Here is a 22,280-nt window from a genome sequence, read left to right on the forward strand (position 1 = left end):
TGTTTATAAACTGCTCAAACGACAACAGATGGGAAATTCCAGGTGAAGTTCGTAAAGTATTTATTGATCCTTGCAGTGTGTTGCATCCTGTTGGGAGCTGGCTCGATTTATGGTTTATACAAATACATAGAGCCACAGCTGCCCGACGTAAACACGCTGAAAGATGTGCGTCTGCAAACCCCTATGCAGGTTTACAGCGCCGATGGCGATCTGATCGCCCAGTATGGCGAAATGCGCCGTATTCCTTTGACTCTGCAGCAAGTGCCACCTGTGATGGTGAAAGCGTTTATTGCGACCGAAGATAGCCGTTTTTATGAGCACCATGGTGTTGATCCGGTGGGTATTTTCCGTGCGGCCAGCGTTGCGCTGGTCTCCGGTCACGCCTCGCAGGGTGCCAGTACTATCACTCAGCAGCTGGCCCGTAACTTCTTCCTGAGCCCGGAACGCACCCTGATGCGTAAAATAAAGGAAGCGTTCCTGGCGATCCGCATTGAGCAGTTGCTGAACAAAGATGAAATCCTTGAGCTCTACCTGAATAAGATCTACCTCGGCTACCGTGCTTATGGCGTCGGCGCAGCCTCACAGGTCTATTTTGGTAAGCCGGTTGACCAGCTGTCGCTGAGTGAGATGGCGATGATTGCCGGTCTGCCGAAAGCCCCTTCCACCTTTAACCCGCTTTACTCGCCGAGTCGTGCCCTGTCGCGCCGCAACGTGGTGCTGGCGCGTATGCTGGATCAGCATTACATCACGCAGCAGCAGTATGATGAGGCGCGTAATACGCCGCTGGTCGCGAAGTATCACGGTCCGGAAATCGCTTTCTCTGCCCCCTATCTCAGCGAGATGGTGCGTCAGGAGATGGTGAAACGCTACGGTGAGAATGCTTACACCGACGGTTACAAGGTCTACACCACCGTGACCCGTCGCCTGCAGGAAGCCGCGCAGACCTCAGTTCGCAATAACGTCATGGCCTACGATATGCGTCATGGCTATCGCGGCCCGACCAGCGTGCTGTGGAAAGTGGGTGAACCGGCCTGGGATCAGACGAAGATTGAGAAAGCGCTGAAGACGCTGCCGGTCTATGGTCCGCTCAATCCGGCAGTCGTAACGGAAGCGCGCAGCGATGAAGCGACCGTGATGCTGAAAGATGGCAGCAATGTGTCGCTGGCATTAGCCGGTGTGCGCTGGGCGCGTCCTTATAAGTCTGACACCGTGCAGGGCCCGACGCCGAAAAGCGTGACGCAGGTATTGCAGGCCGGCCAGCAGATCTGGGTACGCAAAGTGGGTGATGAGTGGTGGCTGGGCCAGGTGCCGGATGTGAACTCGGCGCTGGTCTCGCTGGATCCGAATGATGGTGCGGTGCGCGCGCTGGTAGGCGGCTTTGCCTTTAACCAGAGCATGTTTAACCGTGCGACCCAGGCGCTGCGTCAGGTCGGCTCTAACATCAAGCCTTTCCTCTATACCGCCGCAATGGATCGCGGGCTGACGCTCGCCTCAATCCTTAACGATGTGCCGATTTCACGCTGGGATGCGGGTGCGGGTGCTGACTGGCGTCCCAAGAACTCCCCGCCAACTTACGATGGTCCGATTCGTCTGCGTCAGGGTTTAGGCCAGTCGAAAAACGTGGTGATGGTGCGTGCGATGCGTGCGATGGGCGTGGATTACGCCGCAGAGTATCTGCAGCGCTTTGGTTTCCCGGCTCAGAACATTGTTCATACCGAATCGCTGGCATTAGGTGCGGCCTCGTTTACCCCGTTACAGGTGGTGCGCGGCTACTCCGTGATGGCGAATGGCGGCTTCCTGGTCGATCCTTACTTCATCACCCGGATTGAGAACGAACAGGGCGGCCTCGTATTTGAAGAGAAACCGAAGATCGCCTGCCCGCAGTGCAATCTGCCGGTGATCTACGGCGAGACCAAAAAAGCGCTGGCCCTGAATGAAGAGAGCGTCGAGAACGTTGCAGCCTCAAATAACAACCAGAATCAGGCCGTTCCTCAGCCTGAACTGGAGCAGGTTCCCGCTCAGGCACAACAGGGTGAGCAGCAATATGCACCGCACGTGATCAACACCCCGCTCACCTTCCTGATCAAGAGCGCGCTGAACAGTAACATCTTTGGCGAACCGGGCTGGATGGGAACAGGCTGGCGTGCCGGGCGTGACCTTAAGCGTAATGATATCGGCGGTAAAACCGGTACCACTAACAGCTCGAAAGATGCCTGGTTCTCGGGTTACGGCCCTGGCGTGGTCACCTCAGTCTGGATCGGCTTTGATGATGCGCGCCGCAATCTGGGCCGCAGCACGCTCTCCGGCGCCATTCCCGATCAGATTTCGGGCTATGAAGGCGGTGCTAAGAGCGCACAACCGGCATGGGATGAGTACATGAAGAGTGCGCTGGATGGCGTACCGGTGCAGCCGTTAACACCACCGGATGGCGTGGTCACGGTGACGATCGATCGCAGCACCGGCAAGCTGGCAAATGGAGGGGGTAACACCCGTCAGGAGTACTTCATCAATGGCACCCAGCCAACCGAATATTCGGTTCATGATGTGGGTACCACCATTATGGATAACGGTGAAAGTCACGAGCTGTTCTGATGTGACCCACGAAACCGCACTGTAAAAAAGGCCGACGTCAGTCGGCCTTTTTTATTCAGTCACAGATGATATTCAGTAACTCAGCCGTCCCTGCTTCACCAGCCATTCGCGCGCCATAAACAGCGCACTGACATTACGTGCCTCGCGGAAATCGGGTTCATCCAGCAGCGACATCATATCGCTCAGCGGCCAGCGGTGGACAATCAGCGGCTCCGGCTCATCGCCTTCCAGCTTTTCAGCGTAAAGACCTTCCGCCACCACGATGTTCATTTTGCTGGAAAAGTAGGAGGGTGCCATGGTGAGTTTACCCAGCGTTGTCAGCTGATCGGCACCAAAACCGACCTCTTCTTTCAGTTCGCGAACTGCCGCTTCATTCACGGTTTCACCTGAATCGATCAGCCCCTTGGGGAAACCAAGCTCATAGGTTTCCAGTCCGACGGCATACTCCTGAATCAGGATCAGATGGTCATCAATAATCGGCACAATCATCACCGCCTCACGCTCTGAGGGCTTCATCCGCTCATAAACGCGATGCGCACCATTGCTGAAAGTCAGATCGACCGATTCAATGGTGAATAACCGTGAACGTGCCACGGCGGTGATATTGAGGATGTCAGGTTTTTTTGGAATTTTCATATCAGCCTCAAATTATTTTGCGCCGGCTATCTGGAGCGAATTAGCATACCTAACCACAGGCAATTGTGCGACAGTCAGACAATCACGTTATCGTTACACAGATTACATCGATTGAATAACAGCCTTTGGTTATCAGTTAAGACTAAATTTGCATTAGTCAATATGCTGCGATAAGTTTCAGATAATACCGATATTTAATCCAGTCTGAGCCGGTTACCATTCGGACAAGGCAGGGTTTAACAAATGCTAATCAGATATACGCTGGCACTATTTCATCGGGTGTCTGACTCCTCAGGGTTATATAATCTTCCGGAATGCCTCTTTTATAGTGAGCATAACCGAAAGCGAAAGTTTAAAGTGAAGGCAGCATTTTGGCTGAATTGAGCAGAGCATGAGCACAATCTTGATGATCCTGGCCATAGTGCTGACCTGTTCAATACTGGCAGGCATTGGGTTCTGGTACGCTATGCGGCATCGTCCGCCGTTGGCGAAACCTCTGCCATTTATCAGTCCGCCCTGCCGTAAACTCTCTGCTCAGGAGCGTGAGGCGGTTGATAAGTATGTCGCCGCGCTGGAAAAGCAGCCCCGTACCACGGTGACGACCGATAAGCGCAGCGCGTCCGAACGACTGACGCTGACGGCACAAAGCAACAATGTCTACCCCGTTACCCGTGCGATTACCCGTTACGGACTCTCCACGGACGATCCCCATAAATGGCGCTACTACCTAGATGAAGTTGAAGTTCATCTGCCGCCGCTGTGGGAACAGTACATCGCCGACGAAAACTACGTTGAGTTAATCCGCACCCAATCTATTCCGCTGGTGATCTCGCTGAACGGCCACTCGCTGGTGGATTACGCCGTGGATCAGCAATCGCTGCCGACGCTGATGCGTCCGGTGTCGACCAACGCCTCTATCCGCAAAGCGGAAACGGAAAACGTCGAACTGCTGCAGGTGCGCAAAGAGACGCCGGAAGAGTATCGTCTGTCGCGACCAGATGGCACGCGTGAAGCGGTGCTCATCTCTCTTGCCTTCTTACTCTTCTTCTTCAGCCTGTTAGTCCCCGCAACGCTGATGATCTGGCTGGTGCTGACGGGTGCAGTCATGATTGCCGCCAGCCTGTGGCTGCTCTACCGCATTCCGGGTGAGCGCGGCCTGCGTGACATACACTGCCTGCGCGGCGCGCCAAAGCGCTGGGGCCTGTTCAGCGAATCGAACCAGGAGCAGAGCAATATCACACTGGGGATTATTGACCTCGCCTATCCACCACACTGGCAGCCTTATGTCGCGCACGATCTCGGACAGGTGACGGATGTGGAGATCTACCTTAACCGTCAGGTGGTGCGTCAGGGTCGCTTCCTGTCGCTGCAGGATGAAGTCAAAAACTTCCCTATTCAGCGCTGGCGGAAAAACGTGGTGCTGGCCTGTGGTTCACTGATGGTGCTGACCATGCTGGTCACCTGGATCCCGCTCGGCATGCCGATCAAGCTCAGTCTGGCCTGGGCCAGGGGCACCGACAGCCTGGAGGTCAGCAGCGTCGATAAACTCAGCAGCGTGCCCCTGAATATTGGCGACAACCTCAAAGTGAGCGGTACCGGCATGTGTTCGGTGCCGGACAACTATCAGAGCAACCGAAGTTACGCCTTCATGCCGTTCGACTGCTCGGCGGTCTACTGGAATAACGCCACGCCGTTGCCGCAGCCACAATCGGACATTATTGATAAAGCCGCTGCTCTGCTGGAGACCACCACAAAGCAGCTGCATCCGGAAACCAATACCGATCCTAAACTGAATCCGCAGCTGGCCTCCGCGATTCAGAAGTCCGGCATGATCCTGCTGGATGACTTCTCCGATCTGGTGATGAAAACGCAGGATCTCTGTAATCAGCCACAGGATTGTATGCGCCTGAAAAATGCGCTGGTGAACCTGGGCAATGCCAAAGACTGGGAAGCGCTGATGCGTCGCGCAGATTCCGGCCAGCTAAACGGCATGAATGTGCTGCTGCGGCCGGTCAGTGCTGAAGCCCTGGAAAACCTGGTCAATACCGCTACCTCGACCTTCTTTTTCCGCGAAACCCGTCGTGCAGCAGAAAATCTTAACAGCCCGCCGCCAGGGGGTTTTCTGATCGTCAGCGACGAGGGCCGCCAGCTGGTGAATCAGCCTCAGCCAACCGTGTCGCTGTTTGATCTCGATCCGCCCTCTCAGTGGCGTGAACTGCAACGTATCTCCGCCATGCTGCTGCATACGCCTTTCAGCGCCAGCGGCATCATCACCAGCATTTCAACGGATGCAAACGGCACGCGTCATATCGTGCTGCACAATGAACCGGATGCCATGGCGCAATGGCGCTATCTCGGCACCGTATTGCTGCTGCTGGTGCTGTTAACCTGCAGTGTGATCAATGGGTTACTGGCGCTGCGCCGTATGCACCTTAATCGCCAGCGCATGATCGATATCCAGCACTACTACGACAAGTGCTTCAATCATAACCTCGGCACTTTGCAGAGCGTGCGCCCGATATTCTGAGCCCTGCCCTTCTGTGCTACCCTGTCGCCCGGTTTTTTTACAGGGTGAAACATCCGCATGCTCAACTGGTCTGAGATTGATACCGTGCTGCTCGACATGGATGGCACGCTGCTGGATTTGGCGTTTGATCGCCACTTCTGGCTGGAGCATGTGCCTGAACAACTCAGTCAGCAACGCGGCATCACCCGGGCGGAAGCCGAAGCGATCATCGCGGAAAAGTATCAGGCCGTCGCCCATACGCTAAACTGGTATTGTCTGGATTACTGGGCAGAAGCGCTGGCGCTGGACATCCGTGCCATGACCTGGGCGATGCGCAGCCGGATTGCGCTGCGTGACGATACGCTGCCTTTTTTGCAGGCTCTGCGCCGTGCCGGCAAGTCCACTATCCTGCTGACCAACGCGCATCCTTACAATCTGGACGTCAAACTGGCGCAGACAGGTTTAGCGCCGCACCTTGATTTATTACTTTCCACCCATACCTTTGGGTATCCGAAAGAAGACCAACGTTTATGGCAGGCGGTACAACAGCACACCGGCTTTTCTGCGCCGCGCACGCTGTTTATCGATGATAGCGAAGTGATTCTGGATGCTGCGGCGTCATGGGGCATCGGCGAGTGCTTAGGCGTAAAGAACCCCGATTCGGGTCGTCCTGAGCAAATCTTTCAGCGTCATCGCGCCACCGGCGATTACCGGACGCTGATCTGAGTCAGGAGCAGCAATGAAGAAAGAGAAAAGCAGCGAAGAGGTACGCCTCGACAAGTGGCTGTGGGCCGCGCGCTTTTACAAAACCCGGGCGATTGCGCGGGAGATGATTGAAGGCGGCAAAGTGCATTACAACGGCCAGCGCAGCAAACCCGGCAAGGTGGTAGAGCTGAATGCGGAACTGACACTGCGTCAGGGCAACGATGAACGCACCGTAGTGGTGGCGGACATCAGCGCTCAGCGCCGTCCCGCCAGCGAGGCCCAGCAGCTCTATCGCGAAACCGATGCCAGCATTGAAAAACGCGAAAAAATGGCGCAGGCGCGCAAAATGAATGCGCTGACTATGCCCCATCCCGATCGGCGACCTGACAAAAAAGAGCGTCGCGATTTGATGAAGTTTAAATTATCGGGCGATGAATAACGTCGTCTTAGCTGACGCGCCATCGCCCCGTACCAGTGAGAGAAAAAATATGTCAGCCCAGGATCAACTGCACCGTTATCTGTTTGAAAATGCCGCCGTGCGCGGCGAGCTGGTGAACGTCTCTGACACCTGGCGTGAAACCGTAAAGAACCATGACTATCCGGCACCGGTTAAAACGCTGCTGGGTGAGATGCTGGTCGCCACCAGCCTGCTGACTGCCACGCTGAAGTTTGATGGCGAAATCACCGTGCAATTGCAGGGTGACGGTCCGCTGTCGCTGGCGGTGATCAACGGTAACAACAACCAGGAACTGCGCGGCGTAGCGCGTATCAAAGGCGACATCCCGGACGACAGTACCCTGAAAAGCATGGTGGGCAATGGCTATCTGGTGATCACCATTTCCCCTGAAAAGGGCGAACGTTATCAGGGAGTGGTGGGACTGGAAGGTGAAACTCTGGCGGAGTGCCTGGAAGATTACTTCATGCGCTCAGAGCAGTTGCCAACGCGGCTGTTTATCCGCACCAGCGACAAAGGCGCCGCGGGTATTCTGCTGCAGGTGATGCCTGCGCAGGATACGGAGAAAGAGGTTTTCGACCATCTGGCAACGCTGACCGAAACCATTAAAACGGAAGAGCTGATCGATCTGCCTGCGAATGAAGCGCTGTGGCGTCTCTACCATCAGGAAGAGGTCACCCTCTACGATCCGCAGCCGGTGATCTACAAATGCACCTGCTCGCGTGAGCGCTGTGGCGAAGTACTGACCACGCTGCCGCAGGAAGAGGTGGATGAGATCATCGCGGAAGATGGCAAAATCGACATGCACTGCGACTATTGCGGCTCAAACTACGTGTTTGACGCCGTCGATATCGCCGGTATTCGCAGCCACTCCCTTGAGAATAATAACCAGCTTCACTGATTTATCGGGCGGCTTCTGCCGCCCCTTCCCCGCCGCCAATGCCTATCCCCATAATTTTTCAGACAAATTATCTTTTTTTACTTTCATAACATCTTTTAAACGTTCGAAACATAGCCTTAACGCGCCCTGAGTCGCATTTTTAGATCACTGCCCTTTTTCCCTTAACGCAGAAGAGTAAACTGCGCGCGATCGTGCAAACGCCCGGAAGTCAGAGGCAGATGCCCTGAATTGCCCGGTGATCTTTGCAGGCTGTCGTGACGAAGCGCAGTCGACTGTCAGTGATTTGCCGCACCCGATACAACAGCCGGTGGCACGATCCCAACCTATCTCTGCTTTGCAGAACAGACACCGATTTAAGGAGCAGTAAAATGCGCGTTAACGGCCTGACCTCGCAAGACCTTGCCGCTTTGGGCATCGTGGATACCACGGAAGTGGTTTACAACCCTGATTACGACACGCTTTTTCAGGAAGAGACGCGCCCGGACCTCGAAGGTTTTGCTCGTGGCACCCTGACGCAGAGCGGCGCGATTGCAGTAGACACCGGGATTTTCACCGGGCGATCGCCAAAGGATAAGTACATTGTGCGTGACGACACCACGCGCGATACCCTGTGGTGGAACGACCAGGGCACCGGCAAAAACGACAATCAGCCCCTGTCGCAGGAGACCTGGAACGCGCTGAAAAGCTGCGTCACCCGCCAGCTTTCCGGCAAGCGCCTGTTTGTGGTGGATGCGTTCTGTGGTGCCAATGCCGATTCCCGTCTGAGCGTACGTTTTGTCACCGAAGTGGCCTGGCAGGCACACTTCGTGAAGAACATGTTCATCCAGCCTGACGACGCTGAACTGGCCGAATTCACTCCCGACTTTGTGGTGATGAACGGCGCCAAATGCACCAATCCAGACTGGCAGGCGCAGGGTCTTCACTCTGAAAACTTTGTCGCCTTCAATCTGACTGAACGCATGCAGCTGATTGGCGGAACCTGGTACGGCGGCGAGATGAAGAAAGGTCTGTTCGCCATCATGAACTACCTGCTGCCGCTGAAAGGCATCGCCTCAATGCACTGCTCAGCAAACGTGGGTAAAGCGGGCGATGTGGCGGTCTTCTTTGGCCTCTCGGGCACCGGTAAAACCACACTCTCTACCGATCCTGACCGCCAGCTGATCGGCGATGATGAGCACGGCTGGGACGATGATGGCGTGTTTAACTTCGAGGGCGGTTGTTACGCCAAAACCATTAACCTCTCTGAGCAGGCTGAGCCGGAGATCTACCGCGCCATTCGCCGCAATGCGCTGCTGGAAAATGTGGTGGTTCGCGAAGATGGCAGCGTCGATTACGACGACGGCAGCAAAACCGAAAACACCCGCGTCTCCTATCCGATCAATCACATCGACAATATCGTGCAGCCGGTCTCAAAAGCGGGCCACGCGAAGAAAGTGATTTTCCTGACCGCCGATGCGTTTGGCGTGCTGCCACCGGTTTCACGTCTGACACCGGAGCAGACGCAGTATCATTTCCTGTCAGGTTTCACCGCCAAGCTGGCGGGGACCGAGCGTGGCGTCACTGAGCCGACCCCCACCTTCTCCGCCTGTTTCGGCGCGGCGTTCCTGATGCTGCATCCGACGCAGTATGCGGAAGTGCTGGTGAAACGGATGGAGGCGTCCGGTGCGCAGGCTTATCTGGTCAATACCGGCTGGAACGGCAGCGGCAAACGCATCTCACTGAAGAATACCCGCGCCATTATCAATGCCATTCTGGCGGGTGAGCTGGATAATGCGCCGATGGAAACGCTGCCGATCTTTAATCTGCAGATGCCGGTTACGCTGGGCGAACTGGATAGTGATACGCTCGATCCGCGTCGTAGCTGGGAGAGTGAGGAGAAGTGGACCGCCGCCGCCGAAGGTCTGGCGCAGCGTTTTATTGATAACTTCGACAAGTACACGGATAACGCCGCAGGTGCTGCGCTGGTGAAAGCTGGCCCGCAACGCTAAAAGAAGCGGCGCGGCAATGAAACTGCCGCGCCGTTTTTATCATCCCGACACGCTGTTGCTGCCGTTGTTGTGGCTCAGCGCCATGCTTTCCACTAACGGCAACCAGGCACGAATGCGTAAACCGCCGCGTTCGCTCTCGCCAATCTCCAGCGAGCCCTGATGGGCATCAATGATACGCTGCACGATCGCCAGGCCCAGACCGGTACCGCTGGTGCTGCGGGCGCTGTCGCCGCGCACAAAGGGCTGGAACAGATGCGCCAGCTGATCCGGCTTGATGCCAGGTCCATCATCTTCCACCTGGAACCAGGCACGATGCAGTTCCCGTCCGCTGCTGACCCTGATCCAGCCATTACCGTATCGCGCGGCATTGACCACCAGGTTAGCCAGTGCCCGTTTAATCGACAGCGGGTTGATATCCAGCATTAACTCTTCCGGCATCACCGCATTTTCGATCTCACGTTCATAGCCGCTTTCAGCGGCCACCACTTCGCCCAGCACACTGTTAAGGTCGGCGCGCTCAGTCTGCATCTCCTGACCGGTACGCAGGTAGTCGATGAACTGTTCGATAATGGCGTTGCACTCTTCGATATCTTTATTAATCGATTCGGCCAGGTAGCCATCCTGCTCGCTCATCATTTCGGTGGCGAGACGAATACGGGTCAGCGGCGTTCGCAAATCGTGGCTGACGCCCGCCATTAACAGCGTGCGGTCATCCGCCAGCTGCTTCACCCCGGCCGCCATCTGGTTAAAGGCGCGGGTCACCGATCGCACTTCTGACGCGCCATACTCGCGCAGCGGCGGCGGAATAATCCCGCGCCCGACCTGCAGAGCGGCGTGCTCCAGATCCACCAGCGGGCGGTTCTGGATGCGGATAAACAGCCAGGCACCGCCAATCGCCAGCAGCATAATCGCCAGGGTGTAGCGGAACAGCGGCGAGAAGTCGCCCTGATGAATCTCAGTCAGCGGCACCCGCACCCAGATATCGGGCGACAGCCAGGTTTTCAGCCAGACGACGGGCGAGTTTTTGTTAACCTCAACCCGCACATCGGTGGGACCGCCAAGCTGCTGGCCCATCTGCTCGCTCAGGAATTCATAGTGCTGCGCCCATCGTAATCCGCTCTCCTCTGCTGCTGCATTGGTGTAGAGCGAGATCCCCAGTTCGCGGTAGATTTCCCGGCGAAACGCCGGTGGCACTTCCAGCTGCGTGCCATCTTCCAGCTGCAACCGGTCGGTCATCAGCATACGAACTTCGTAAGCGAGCACCTTATTGAACTGTTGCAGGCTGGGAAGAATGGCGAAGTTCAGCACCACCAGATAGGTCGTTACCAGGCTGACAAACAGCAGGGTAACGATCAGCAGCAGGGTGCGGGCAAACGAACTGCGAGGCGAGAAGCGCAGTCGCTTCATGCTTTACTGCCGTCCGGCACAAAGACGTAGCCCAGACCCCAGACGGTCTGGATATAACGCGGATGCGCAGGATCCTCTTCCACCATGCGACGCAGGCGGGAGATCTGGACGTCAATCGAACGTTCCATGGCGCTGTATTCACGGCCACGCGCCAGGTTCATCAGCTTATCGCGAGACAGCGGCTCACGCGGGTGGCTGACCAGTGCTTTCAGCACCGCAAACTCACCGCTGGTCAGTGGCATCGGCTCATCTTCACGGAACATCTCGCGGGTGCCGAGGTTAAGTTTGAACTTACCAAAGGCGATGATCGCCTCTTCCTGCGAAGGCGCGCCTGGCAGTTCATTGGCCTGACGGCGCAGCACCGCACGGATACGCGCCAGCAGCTCACGCGGGTTAAAGGGTTTAGGAATATAGTCGTCAGCGCCGATCTCCAGCCCCACGATACGATCCACCTCTTCGCCCTTGGCGGTCACCATAATAATCGGCATCGGGTTGCTCTGACTGCGCAGACGACGGCAGATAGAGAGACCATCCTCGCCTGGCAACATCAGGTCGAGCACCATCAGATGAAAGGATTCACGGGTTAACAGACGATCCATCTGCTCGGCATTAGCGACACTGCGCACCTGAAAGCCCTGCTCGGTGAGATAGCGTTCAAGCAGTGCACGCAGACGCATATCATCATCGACGACCAGAATTTTGTAGTTCTCTTGCATTTTCAACTCCCAAAGGCGCTATTGCCTGAGCCAACATTGTTAAAAAAAGATGCCTTATAGTGACAGTCATTAATGGTTTATATTCTAGCCAAAATTGTTACAAAGCATATTAAACAGGAGCTTATATTTGATTTAAGGCGATTTCGGGTCAGTTTTAACGCGTCTGGCGCTGCCCGGCCCCTGTTACGGCAAATCTGAAAAAACGGCTCTGTTTCTCTGAATCGCTGGCGTCAGAAGCGGGCCAGTTTTTATTCGATGAACGAATTCAGCAGGTTAGCAGACAATTTGACTTAATGATCAGCCATCATTGTGGATAAGCTCCAGATAATCTACCTCAACAGCAGTCAGGCAGCATAATATTCCAGCAAACCTGCGTAACGCCCCACTCTCCTCTCGGATTAGTTTCAGCGATGCCACCAGCAAGACCAGTTGAAATTAAAGTCCGTTAAATCAATCAGTAAAGCCAACTTTTCGCCTTCTCCGTTTTCAACCAGACTGCTCAGGCAACATTCGATGTCTCAACGGGGATTACACACAATGAAAAAAACAATTTTACTGCTGACCGCGCTGGCATTAAGCAGCGTCACTCCAGCTTATGCTGCCACAGCCACCGGTGAAGCAGCTGGCGCAGCGGCAACCACCACAGCACAAGGTAACTCTAACGCCATCGGTGTTGGCGCAGTCGCAGCCCTGCTGGGCGTTGCGCTGGCCACCATGGGCGGCGGCGGCGGTGACGGTCACAGCACCGGTACATCGACCACCACGGCGACTCACGCCGGTAAATAAGTATCACGACTTCTTTTACAGCTTCAGATTACTGGCTTCAGATTGTTGTTCAGCACCAACCCTTTCGCCGCCGGGGAAGTCAACGTGGGTTTTTAGCCTTTAAAAACCCTTTCCCCGCCCTTTTTTGCCGCGCCCCCTTTGTCTTACACTGTTCTTCTTTGGATCTCTCTGGCCGGTATAGCATGAAAACCCGACTCATTACCCGCGAAGGCTTCGATAAGCTGAAAGCAGAACTCGACTATCTCTGGCGTGAAGAGCGACCGGAAGTGACAAAAAAAGTCACCTGGGCTGCCAGTCTTGGCGATCGCAGTGAAAATGCCGATTATCAGTACAACAAAAAACGGCTGCGTGAAATCGACCGTCGCGTTCGCTATCTGACCAAAAGTCTTGAACAGCTGCGTATCGTTGACTATTCACCCCAGCAGGATGGCAAAGTCTTCTTTGGCGCCTGGGTGGAAATTGAAAACGATGAGGGCGACCTCAAACGCTTCCGCATTGTGGGCTACGATGAGATTTTTGGCCGCAAAGATTACATCTCCATCGACTCGCCCATGGCGCGGGCGCTGCTGAAAAAAGAGGTCGGCGATGCCGCCACCGTCGAGACGCCAGTGGGGCCGGCGCTGTGGTATATCAACGCGATTGACTACCCGCAATAACCCTTCAGATTATCGCTGAAAGCCGTCCGCGTCTCTGGCAATTTTAACCATCAATCCGTATAACTGTCGGCTATTTCTCAACCCGGAAAGCAAGACAATCCTGATGATGAAAGTTCTGAGCCAGATAATTGCCAGTGAGCTCAAGGCGCGTCCAGAGCAAGTTGACGCCGCCGTTCGCCTGCTGGATGAAGGGAATACCGTGCCGTTTATCGCACGCTATCGTAAAGAGGTCACCGGCGGGCTGGATGATACCCAGTTGCGCCAGCTGGAAACCCGCCTCAGCTATCTGCGTGAACTTGAAGAGCGACGCCAGTCGATTCTGAAGTCGATTGACGATCAGGGGAAACTCACTGACGACCTCGCCCGCGCGATCAACACCACCCTCAGCAAAACCGAGCTTGAAGACCTCTACCTGCCCTACAAGCAGAAACGCCGGACGCGTGGACAGATCGCTATCGAAGCGGGTCTGGAGCCGCTGGCGGAGACGCTGTGGCAGGAGCCGTCTCACATTCCTGAGCAGCTTGCCGAACAGTATGTCGATGCCGACAAAGGCGTCGCCGACGTCCGTGCCGCGCTGGATGGTGCCCGCTACATTCTGATGGAGCGTTTCGCTGAAAATGCCGCGCTGCTGGCGAAGGTGCGTAATTACCTGTGGAAAAATGCCCATCTGGTGTCACGCGTGGTCGAAGGCAAAGAGGAAGCGGGTGCGAAGTTCCGCGACTACTTTGATCACCATGAAGCGCTGAGCGGCGTGCCGTCGCACCGTGCGCTGGCGATGCTGCGTGGCCGCAACGAAGGCGTGCTGCAACTGTCGCTGAATGCCGATCCACAGTTTGATGAAGCACCGCGTGAAAGCCACGGCGAAACGCTGATTGCTGAGCACCTGAACCTGCGCCTGAATAACGCTCCTGCCGACAGCTGGCGTAAAGCGGTGGTGAGCTGGACGTGGCGCATCAAGGTGATGCTGCATCTGGAAACGGAGCTGATGGGCACGGTGCGCGAACGCGCAGAAGATGAAGCGATTAACGTCTTTGCCCGCAACCTGCACGATCTGCTGATGGCCGCTCCCGCCGGTATGCGCGCCACCATGGGGCTGGATCCGGGCCTGCGCACCGGCGTCAAAGTGGCGGTGGTCGATGCCACCGGCAAGGTCGTCGCGACCGATACCGTCTATCCGCATACCGGCCAGACCGCGAAAGCCGCGGCCGCCGTAGCGGCACTCTGCATTAAGCATCAGGTTGAGCTGGTGGCGATTGGCAACGGCACCGCTTCACGTGAAACTGAGCGCTTCTTCCTGGATCTGCAGCAGCAGTTCCCGCAGGTCACGGCGCAAAAAGTGATTGTCAGTGAAGCTGGCGCATCTGTCTATTCGGCCTCTGAACTGGCGGCGCTGGAGTTCCCGGATCTCGATGTTTCGCTGCGCGGCGCGGTGTCGATTGCCCGACGTTTGCAGGATCCGCTGGCTGAGCTGGTGAAAATCGACCCGAAATCGATCGGTGTGGGTCAGTATCAGCATGACGTCAGTCAGAGCCAGCTGGCGAAGAAACTCGACGCGGTAGTGGAAGATTGCGTGAACGCCGTCGGCGTTGACCTCAACACCGCCTCGGTGCCGCTGCTGACCCGCGTGGCGGGCCTGACGCGCATGATGGCGCAGAATATTGTCGGCTGGCGTGATGAGCATGGCCGCTTCCAGAACCGTCAGCAGTTGCTGAAAGTGAGCCGCCTTGGGCCAAAAGCCTTTGAGCAGTGTGCGGGCTTCCTGCGCATCAACCATGGCGATAACCCGCTGGATGCCTCAACTGTGCATCCGGAAGCCTACCCGGTGGTGGAGCGCATCCTGGCCGCCACCGAGCAGGCACTGAGCGATCTGATGGGCAACGCAGGCAGCCTGCGTAATCTCAGTGCCCGCGATTTCATTGATGAACGTTTTGGTCTGCCGACCGTCACCGACATCATGAAAGAGCTTGAGAAGCCGGGCCGCGATCCGCGTCCTGAGTTTAAAACCGCACAGTTCGCTGAAGGCGTAGAGACGCTGAACGATCTGACGCCGGGCATGATCCTCGAAGGTGCCGTCACTAACGTGACCAACTTCGGTGCATTTGTGGATATCGGCGTGCATCAGGATGGCCTGGTGCATATCTCTTCGCTCTCCGATCGCTTCGTGGAAGATCCGCATCAGGTGGTGAAAGCGGGCGATATCGTCAAAGTGAAAGTGATGGAGGTCGATCTCCAGCGCAAGCGTATTGCTCTGACCATGCGTCTTGATGAGCAGCCAGGCGAAGGCAATGCCCGTGGTGGCGCGAAGAACGCTGCTCCGCGCGAGGAGAAACGTCAGAACACCGCGAAAGGTCGTCCGCGTCCGGTCAGCTCGTCAGCAGGTAACAGTGCGATGGGTGATGCGCTGGCTGCGGCTTTCGGTAAAAAACGCTAAGCTTTTCAGGGGGCCACTGCCTGGCCCCCACTTCACGCCCTTCTCCCCGGTTGAAAATCCCCGCCATCGCGCTACGCTAAAAAGACGCCTGTCATAAAAACAACACCTGCTGTGGCACCCAATTCACGATGGAAACGATCACCGATCTGATTGATAAGATTTATGCTGGCACATTTCCGGAGGCGACCTTTGCGCGCCTGCTGGCTGACATCGCCACCGCCCGCGAGGCCATTAAGCTGCCGCGCAAGGCACACTGGGATGAGCAGGATGTGGTGCTGATCACCTATGCCGATCAGTTTCGCGAAGCCGATAAACCCACGCTCAGCACCTTTTCCCGGTTCTATCAGCAGCACCTGCAATCCACGTTTCCGCTGGTTCACCTGCTGCCCTTTTTCCCCTGGTCGTCCGATGACGGCTTTTCGGTGATTGATTACCATCAGGTCGATCCGCTGTGCGGCGACTGGCAGGACATTGCGCGGCTGCATCAGGAAACCCGGCTGATGTTCGATTTTGTCTGCAACCATATGTCGGCACACAGCGCCTGGTTCAGCCACTTCCTGGCGCAGGATCCCGGCTGGGACGATTTCTTTATCAGTATGCCGCCCGCCACCGATCTCAGCGCCGTGACGCGTCCGCGCACCTCGCCGCTGCTGACGCCGTTTAAAATGGCGGATGGCGAAACCCGCTTTATCTGGACCACCTTTAGCGCTGACCAGATCGACCTCAACTTTGCCAATCCTGAGGTGCTGCTGCGCATGGTCAATGTGCTGCTCGATTACCTGAAACGCGGCGCTGACTATGTGCGTCTCGATGCGGTCGGCTACATGTGGAAAACGCCCGGCACGCGCTGTATTCATCTGGAAAAGACTCATCAGCTGGTGAAGCTGTTTCGCGCTATTGCCGACCAGGTTGCGCCTGGCACGGTGATTATCACCGAGACTAACGTGCCGCATCAGGACAACATCAGCTATCTGGGCAACGGGCACGATGAGGCGCAGATGGTCTATCAGTTTTCGTTGCCGCCACTGGTGCTGCATGCGATTCACACCGGCTCGGCGCGCGCACTGCGGCAGTGGGCGAGCGCTCTGGATCTCAGCAGCAACGACACCACCTTTTTCAACTTTCTGGCGTCACACGACGGCATCGGCCTTAATCCGGCGCGCGGCATTTTGTCTGAAGTGGAGATTGTGGCGCTGGTGCGCGATCTGGCGCTGGAAGGCGCGCTGGTCTCCTATAAAAACAACCCTGACGGCACCACCAGCCCCTATGAAATCAACGTCACCTATCTGGATGCGCTCAACCGTGAAGATGACGATGACGCCACGCGGCTGAAACGTTTTTTGCTGGCCCATGCGATTCTGCTGGTCTTTCCCGGCGTGCCTGCCATCTATATCCAGAGCATTCTGGGTGGTCGTAACCATTACGATGGCGTGCGCGCCGCCGGACACAACCGGGCGATTAATCGGCAGAAGTATGATTTACAGCAGATTGAGGGAGATCTGGCGGGCGGTAACTGGCTGCGCCAGCAGGTCTATACCCGGCTCGGCCAGCTGATTCAGCTGCGTCGTCGCCAGCCTGCGTTTCACCCGGATAATCCGATGACGCTTTATGAGAGCGAAAACGCCGTGCTGGTGCTCAGACGTCATCAGCCAGAAAGCGGCGACGGGCTGCTGTGCGTATTTAATCTCAGTGGACGGTCAGTGGAGACGCAATTACCGGTGGCGCATACGTTGCAGGATGTGGTGAGCGGAGAGAAAATTGATGGCACCCAGCCGGTTAAGCTGGATGCCTGGCAGTTCATGTGGCTACGTTAATTACTTGTAGACTTCAGCCGTTGCGCTGAATTTACCGTGTTCGCGACCCGCGATCACCAGGTAATATTTACCGCCTTTTTCGTCAGCGAGCTGCGACAGCACTTTTTTAGCATCCATTGGCGAGGTGGTTTCCGCCGTGGTGTTAACGGTGCCGATCTTCTGCAGGTTCATTGTCTTAACTTCTTCTTTGGTGACTTCTTTCGCTGCCATCGCAGAAAATGAAATCGCGCCCATCATCATTGAAGCCACAACCCATTTAAAAACCTTCATTATGTTTACCCTCATTCATGATCCATTGTGAGATGTAAGCAGCCGCTAAACGCGTAAGGCAGTATGGAACGGCATAGTCATTTCCATGACTAATCACATAAAATTGCAACGGCCTCGCTCACAGAGAGAAGTATTGCTGCTGTCTGCGATTTTGCCAGTTCAAAGCGTCATTATCACGGCAGATTACTGATAAAATTAACAATATGCTGGCAAAAGCGCTCAGGATGGGAAATAAAAGGCGCATGTGCGGCTTTCTCGATAACCACTGAAGGCGATGCTGGCAACATTTCATCTATCTCCGCCGCAATCCGGCGCGGCACCAGTCCATCTAACGCGCCATAGAGTCGCAGGAACGGCAGCGTAATCTGCGGTAACGCGTCGCGCAGATCGACCTGGCGCAGAATCTCCAGTCCGCCATCCAGCACCGCCACCTCCGGCATCGGCTGCGACAGCACCACCTCTTTCAGCTGCCGCGCATCGGCGCGAGCCGTTTCGGTACCCAGCGTCTGCAGCGCCAGAAAGCGCTCCACCGTGCGCTGGAAATCGTTGCTGAGCATCTGCTGAAAGTTCTGCAGCGTCTCCGGTTTAATGCCGGGCCAGCTCTCTGTGGCGGTGAAACAGGGCGACGAGGCAACGGTGATCAATGCAGCCAGTTTTTCTGGCGCACTCAGCGCCAGCTGCGTCGCCACCAGTCCGCCCAGCGACCAGCCCACCACAATCGACTGCGGTGGCAGCGCAGGCAGCAATTGCGCTGCCATCTGCTCCAGCGTCAGCGCACCGAAATGCTGGCTGCGGCCATAGCCGGGCAGATCGACCAGATGCAGGCGATAGTGCGCACTGAGTCGCGGAATGATGCTTTGCCAGACTTCGGCATTCAGTCCCCATCCGTGCAGCAGCACAAGATCGCGTTTTCCTTCTCCGCAGGTGTGCCAGTAGAGCGACGTCATCAGTTACTATCCCGAAAATGATAAGGAGGTCGCTATGCTAGCAATGCCCGCCCTGTGTTGGCTATGCCAGATGCCGTTGCGGATAGCCCGGCATGGCATCTGCAGCTTATGTCTGCGCGGATTACCGCCGTTACCGCTGCTCTGTCCACGCTGCGGATTGCCGGCAGGTTCAGCAAAGGTCGCCTGCGGCCGCTGCCAGCTTAAACCGCCCGCCTGGCAGGCGCTGGTCTGCGTCAATGACTATTGTCCGCCGTTCAGCCAGTGGGTTAACCAGCTTAAATTTTCTCACATAACCGCACTCAGGGTGATGCTGGCGCGGCTGCTTTTGCTAAGCTGGCTTAATGTTTACCGGCGTGGCAGTGTGCCGCGTCCCAATCTGCTGCTGCCGGTTCCGCTGCATCGGCGACGACGCTGGCAGCGTGGCTTTAATCAGACGGTACTGCTGGCCGCACCGCTGGCGCACTGGCTGGGATGTGAATGGCGCGAAGATCTTTCCCGCAAGCGCGGGGGCGCATTACAGCATCAGCTCAGCGCCCGCCAGCGCCGCACCAACTTACGGGGTGCTTTCTGCCTTGAAATGGTGGTGCAGGGACGCCATATCGCTCTGCTGGATGACGTCATTACCACCGGCAGTACGGTAGATGAAATCAGCCGCCTGTTAATGGCCCAGGGTGCCGCCAGCGTGCAGGTCTGGTGCCTGTGCCGTACCTTGTAGAGCGTCTTTGATGGGCGTATTATAACCAACTAAATTAGTCAACTATTGAGCAATCGACATGATCCGAATTACTGACTCTGCCCAGGAACATTTTTCTAAACTGCTATCCAAACAAGAAGATGGCACCCAGATTCGCGTATTCGTGATTAACCCGGGTACGCCAACAGCCGAGTGTGGCGTCTCTTACTGTCCGCCCGATGCCGTTGAAGCTACTGACACCGAACTGAAGTTCGAAAAGCTCTCTGCTTACGTTGATGAACTGAGCAAGCCGTATCTGGAAGATGCTGAAATTGACTTCGTTACCGACAACCTCGGTTCGCAGCTGACGCTGAAAGCGCCGAATGCCAAAATGCGTAAAGTCTCTGATGATGCGCCCATGGTTGAGCGCGTTGAGTATCTGCTTCAGGCGCAGATCAACCCACAGCTGGCCGGCCATGGCGGTCGCGTGTCGCTGATGGAGATCACCGATGAGGGCTACGCCATTCTGCAGTTTGGCGGCGGCTGTAACGGCTGTTCGATGATCGACGTGACCCTCAAAGATGGTATCGAGAAAGAGCTGCTGGCCGCCTTCCCGGAACTCAAAGGCGTGCGGGATATTACTGAGCATCAGCGCGGTGAACACTCGTTCTACTGATGATTAAGCGCGGCAGCCTGGCTGCCGCGCTTCTGTTATTGCCCTTTCTGTCCTGACTGACGCTGCTGGCTGACCACCTTCAGCAGTGCATTCACTTCCTTGTCCGCAAAGATCTCCTCCAGCGTTTTGCTCAGCTTGCGTCGCCAGTTAGGGTACTGATCCACCGTGCCCGGGACGTTGACCGGCGTGGTCATGCCAAGCCAGTCCTCAGGCTGCAGGCCAAGCAGCGCACTGTCGGTATCCGCCAGGAAGCGATGTATTGCCCGATTCAGCGCAGGCGTCATGGTGAGCTTCTCTGCCTTCTTCTGGCTGCGTGCCGGTAAGGCGCCCGCCTGATGAAGCGCATCCAGCAGCGCCTGCTTCTGCGCGGCGCGCTGCTGATGTAACGCTTTCACTGCATCGCCCGGATAGAGGCCAATCTTCTCACCCAGCGCCAGGTCGCCCTGCTCCCAGAAGCCGGTCAGCGTAGGCAGATCGTGCGTACTGGCGCTGGCGATCGACTGGCGCGGATAGTCCTGCGGCGCGCGATAGCGCTCATCCTTCTCCTGCTCAAACCAGAGCACCTTCCATGAAAAGACGCCACTTTTACGCAGCAGGCTGACAATCTCCTGGGGCACGGTGCCCAGGTCTTCGCCAATCACCATGCAGCGCAGCCGGTGGCTCTCCAGCGCCAGGATGCCCAACAGATCGTTGACCGGATAGGCCACATAGGCGCCTTTATCCGCCGTCTCCCCGGCAGGCACCCACCACAGACGCAGCAGTGACATCACGTGATCGATGCGCAACGCGCCGCAGTCGCGCATATTGGCGCGCAGCATGTCGATAAATGGCTGGTAGCCGCGCGCCTTCATTACATGCGGATCCATCGGCGGTAAGCCCCAGTTTTGTCCCAGCGGACCGAGACGGTCAGGCGGCGCACCCACCGAGGCCTTGAGGCGGTAAAGCTCCGGGTCGTGCCAGGTTTCCGCGCTGCCTTCCGCCACGCCCACTGCCAGGTCACGATAGAGTCCGACGCTCATGCCCAGCGCCTGACTGTGCGTCCAGCAGCCAGAGAACTGCTGCTGCGCCAGCCATTGCAGCCATTGCCAGAAGGCGATCTCCTCTTCATGCTGTGCACACCACTGCTGCACCTCCGGCAACTGGCTGTTGCGCCACCCTTCCGGCCACGCAGGCCAGCCGCCCTGCTGCGCCTTGTCTGCCCGCCGCTCCAGCTGTATGCCGTCGTAGGCGGCCTGATAACGCAGGCTGTCGCCGCCTTCATGCACAAAGGCCGCCCAGGATTGATGCTCTTCGCTCTGGCTGTCTCGCGTCTGAAAGTGTGCCCAGGCGTGCCGCAGCGCAGCGAGCTTAAGCGCCATTACGGCCTCGTAGTCAACCAGCTCCGCCTCACGCGCTTTGGTCAGCGCCTTCCGGGTTCTGGCGCTTTTCCACCACTTCTGTGCCGCCGCGCTTTGCTGAAAATCGGCTACCTGACTGACGTCGATATAGATTACGTTCAGCCAGCGGCGCGACGACGGGCTATACGGACTGGCGAAACCGGCGCTGGCGGGATAGAGCGCATGCAGCGGATTCAGCCCGACGAAATCGCCACCGCGCTCAGCCAGCTGCACCAGCAGCTGGTCGAGATCGCCGAAGTCGCCGATGCCCCAGTTTTGTTCAGAGCGCACGGTGTAGAGCTGCACCAGCGCACCCCAGCGTTTTTCCCCCGCTTCCAGCGCCGGAGGCAGATAGCAGCGGCGCGGCGCGACGATAATCCGCGTCTGCCAGCTTTTTTTGCCCTTACTGAGTGTGAGCTGGTGGTACCCCTGCGCCAGCGGACCAGGCAGTGTAAAAGGCTCACAGGCGGTTAACTCGCCGCTGTGCTGTTTGCCGTTTTCAGTCTGCAACTGCCAGCGGTAAACGCCGCTGCCTTGTGGCGTCAGCTGTCGCTTGCCACTGCCGCTGAACACCGCGACCGGCGGCAGCGGCGATTTTTTTGCGTCCTGCGGATCGTCCATCACCGCCAGCAGCGCCTGCAGGGTCTCATCGCTGATCGCCTCTTTCTCGCCATTGACGTTGATGTAGTCCAGTGAAATTCCCGCGGCACGGGCGGCCTGACCGAGTGAATGTTGCTTCATTGCTG

At 56.8% G+C, this 22,280-nt stretch carries 18 protein-coding genes; 12 read left to right on the top strand and 6 right to left on the bottom strand.

Going from position 1 to position 22,280, the window contains the following annotated elements; all coding sequences use genetic code 11:
* Positions 1–42 precede the first annotated feature (42 nt).
* On the top strand, positions 43–2,592 hold the full coding sequence (mrcA, locus tag NR195_RS20155) for a peptidoglycan glycosyltransferase/peptidoglycan DD-transpeptidase MrcA (protein ID WP_022624040.1): 2,550 nt from the start codon (positions 43–45) through the stop codon (positions 2,590–2,592).
* Between the two features lie 72 nt (positions 2,593–2,664).
* Here mrcA and nudE read toward each other — a convergent pair whose 3' ends face one another.
* Positions 2,665–3,228, bottom strand: coding sequence for an ADP compounds hydrolase NudE (gene nudE / locus NR195_RS20160; protein ID WP_010253151.1), 564 nt, complete (start codon positions 3,226–3,228; stop codon positions 2,665–2,667).
* A 391-nt stretch (positions 3,229–3,619) separates the two neighbouring features.
* Between nudE and NR195_RS20165 the strand changes: the two genes are divergently transcribed.
* From NR195_RS20165 to pckA, 5 genes are all read left to right on the top strand, one after another.
* Positions 3,620–5,755, top strand: coding sequence for an intracellular growth attenuator family protein (locus NR195_RS20165; protein ID WP_256844853.1), 2,136 nt, complete (start codon positions 3,620–3,622; stop codon positions 5,753–5,755).
* A 57-nt stretch (positions 5,756–5,812) separates the two neighbouring features.
* Complete coding sequence (gene yrfG, locus NR195_RS20170) at positions 5,813–6,460, top strand: GMP/IMP nucleotidase (RefSeq protein WP_022624036.1); 648 nt, start codon at positions 5,813–5,815, stop codon at positions 6,458–6,460.
* A gap of 13 nt (positions 6,461–6,473) precedes the next feature.
* On the top strand, positions 6,474–6,878 hold the full coding sequence (hslR, locus tag NR195_RS20175; protein WP_010253159.1) for a ribosome-associated heat shock protein Hsp15: 405 nt from the start codon (positions 6,474–6,476) through the stop codon (positions 6,876–6,878).
* Between the two features lie 49 nt (positions 6,879–6,927).
* On the top strand, positions 6,928–7,794 hold the full coding sequence (hslO, locus tag NR195_RS20180; protein WP_010671560.1) for an Hsp33 family molecular chaperone HslO: 867 nt from the start codon (positions 6,928–6,930) through the stop codon (positions 7,792–7,794).
* A gap of 368 nt (positions 7,795–8,162) precedes the next feature.
* Complete coding sequence (gene pckA, locus NR195_RS20185) at positions 8,163–9,782, top strand: phosphoenolpyruvate carboxykinase (ATP) (protein ID WP_089415001.1); 1,620 nt, start codon at positions 8,163–8,165, stop codon at positions 9,780–9,782.
* Positions 9,783–9,821: 39 nt separating this feature from the next.
* On the opposite strand, the gene envZ is transcribed toward pckA, so the two are convergent.
* Both envZ and ompR read right to left on the bottom strand, forming a co-directional pair.
* A complete protein-coding gene (gene envZ / locus NR195_RS20190; protein ID WP_010253168.1) occupies positions 9,822–11,189 on the bottom strand; it encodes a two-component system sensor histidine kinase EnvZ in 1,368 nt (455 codons plus the stop codon).
* Positions 11,186–11,905 (bottom strand): two-component system response regulator OmpR, encoded by a 720-nt coding sequence (gene ompR, locus NR195_RS20195; RefSeq protein ID WP_003853014.1) that lies wholly within the window; start codon positions 11,903–11,905, stop codon positions 11,186–11,188. Before ompR ends, envZ begins: the two co-directional genes overlap by 4 nt.
* A gap of 537 nt (positions 11,906–12,442) precedes the next feature.
* Between ompR and yjbE the strand changes: the two genes are divergently transcribed.
* The 4 genes from yjbE (at position 12,443) to NR195_RS20215 (ending at position 17,592) form a co-directional block, all read left to right on the top strand.
* A complete protein-coding gene (gene yjbE / locus NR195_RS20200) occupies positions 12,443–12,691 on the top strand; it encodes an exopolysaccharide production protein YjbE (protein WP_010671558.1) in 249 nt (82 codons plus the stop codon).
* A 182-nt stretch (positions 12,692–12,873) separates the two neighbouring features.
* Positions 12,874–13,347: a transcription elongation factor GreB gene (gene greB, locus NR195_RS20205; protein ID WP_010253180.1), complete on the top strand. Its 474-nt coding sequence runs from the start codon at positions 12,874–12,876 to the stop codon at positions 13,345–13,347.
* Between the two features lie 103 nt (positions 13,348–13,450).
* On the top strand, positions 13,451–15,778 hold the full coding sequence (locus NR195_RS20210) for a Tex family protein (RefSeq protein ID WP_256844854.1): 2,328 nt from the start codon (positions 13,451–13,453) through the stop codon (positions 15,776–15,778).
* A gap of 128 nt (positions 15,779–15,906) precedes the next feature.
* A complete protein-coding gene (locus tag NR195_RS20215) occupies positions 15,907–17,592 on the top strand; it encodes an alpha-amylase family glycosyl hydrolase (protein WP_010253185.1) in 1,686 nt (561 codons plus the stop codon).
* Here the strand turns inward: NR195_RS20215 and NR195_RS20220 are convergent, their stop codons facing one another.
* A complete protein-coding gene (locus NR195_RS20220) occupies positions 17,593–17,862 on the bottom strand; it encodes a YdgH/BhsA/McbA-like domain containing protein (protein ID WP_010253187.1) in 270 nt (89 codons plus the stop codon).
* A 173-nt stretch (positions 17,863–18,035) separates the two neighbouring features.
* A complete protein-coding gene (gene bioH, locus NR195_RS20225) occupies positions 18,036–18,809 on the bottom strand; it encodes a pimeloyl-ACP methyl ester esterase BioH (protein ID WP_033768069.1) in 774 nt (257 codons plus the stop codon).
* A gap of 34 nt (positions 18,810–18,843) precedes the next feature.
* On the opposite strand from bioH, the gene gntX reads away from it, so the two are divergent.
* Together gntX and nfuA are read left to right on the top strand one after the other, a co-directional pair.
* A complete protein-coding gene (gene gntX / locus NR195_RS20230) occupies positions 18,844–19,524 on the top strand; it encodes a DNA utilization protein GntX (protein WP_256844855.1) in 681 nt (226 codons plus the stop codon).
* Positions 19,525–19,582: 58 nt separating this feature from the next.
* Entirely contained in the window at positions 19,583–20,158 is a 576-nt protein-coding gene (nfuA, locus tag NR195_RS20235; protein WP_010253194.1) for a Fe-S biogenesis protein NfuA, read from the top strand.
* Positions 20,159–20,193: 35 nt separating this feature from the next.
* Here nfuA and malQ read toward each other — a convergent pair whose 3' ends face one another.
* Positions 20,194–22,275, bottom strand: coding sequence for a 4-alpha-glucanotransferase (gene malQ / locus NR195_RS20240; protein ID WP_256844856.1), 2,082 nt, complete (start codon positions 22,273–22,275; stop codon positions 20,194–20,196).
* Between the last annotated feature and the right edge of the window lie 5 nt (positions 22,276–22,280).

It is taken from the genome of Pantoea sp. Ft-CA_14 (assembly GCF_024520875.1).
Taxonomy (GTDB): domain Bacteria; phylum Pseudomonadota; class Gammaproteobacteria; order Enterobacterales; family Enterobacteriaceae; genus Pantoea; species Pantoea agglomerans.

Coding starts and splice junctions, on each gene's coding strand:
- nudE (WP_010253151.1), bottom strand. CDS start 3,228: ATGAAAATTCCAAAAAAACCTGACATCCTCAATATCACCGCCGTGGCA.
- NR195_RS20165 (WP_256844853.1), top strand. CDS start 3,620: ATGAGCACAATCTTGATGATCCTGGCCATAGTGCTGACCTGTTCAATA.
- yrfG (WP_022624036.1), top strand. CDS start 5,813: ATGCTCAACTGGTCTGAGATTGATACCGTGCTGCTCGACATGGATGGC.
- hslR (WP_010253159.1), top strand. CDS start 6,474: ATGAAGAAAGAGAAAAGCAGCGAAGAGGTACGCCTCGACAAGTGGCTG.
- hslO (WP_010671560.1), top strand. CDS start 6,928: ATGTCAGCCCAGGATCAACTGCACCGTTATCTGTTTGAAAATGCCGCC.
- pckA (WP_089415001.1), top strand. CDS start 8,163: ATGCGCGTTAACGGCCTGACCTCGCAAGACCTTGCCGCTTTGGGCATC.
- envZ (WP_010253168.1), bottom strand. CDS start 11,189: ATGAAGCGACTGCGCTTCTCGCCTCGCAGTTCGTTTGCCCGCACCCTG.
- ompR (WP_003853014.1), bottom strand. CDS start 11,905: ATGCAAGAGAACTACAAAATTCTGGTCGTCGATGATGATATGCGTCTG.
- yjbE (WP_010671558.1), top strand. CDS start 12,443: ATGAAAAAAACAATTTTACTGCTGACCGCGCTGGCATTAAGCAGCGTC.
- greB (WP_010253180.1), top strand. CDS start 12,874: ATGAAAACCCGACTCATTACCCGCGAAGGCTTCGATAAGCTGAAAGCA.
- NR195_RS20210 (WP_256844854.1), top strand. CDS start 13,451: ATGATGAAAGTTCTGAGCCAGATAATTGCCAGTGAGCTCAAGGCGCGT.
- NR195_RS20215 (WP_010253185.1), top strand. CDS start 15,907: ATGGAAACGATCACCGATCTGATTGATAAGATTTATGCTGGCACATTT.
- NR195_RS20220 (WP_010253187.1), bottom strand. CDS start 17,862: ATGAAGGTTTTTAAATGGGTTGTGGCTTCAATGATGATGGGCGCGATT.
- bioH (WP_033768069.1), bottom strand. CDS start 18,809: ATGACGTCGCTCTACTGGCACACCTGCGGAGAAGGAAAACGCGATCTT.
- gntX (WP_256844855.1), top strand. CDS start 18,844: ATGCTAGCAATGCCCGCCCTGTGTTGGCTATGCCAGATGCCGTTGCGG.
- nfuA (WP_010253194.1), top strand. CDS start 19,583: ATGATCCGAATTACTGACTCTGCCCAGGAACATTTTTCTAAACTGCTA.
- malQ (WP_256844856.1), bottom strand. CDS start 22,275: ATGAAGCAACATTCACTCGGTCAGGCCGCCCGTGCCGCGGGAATTTCA.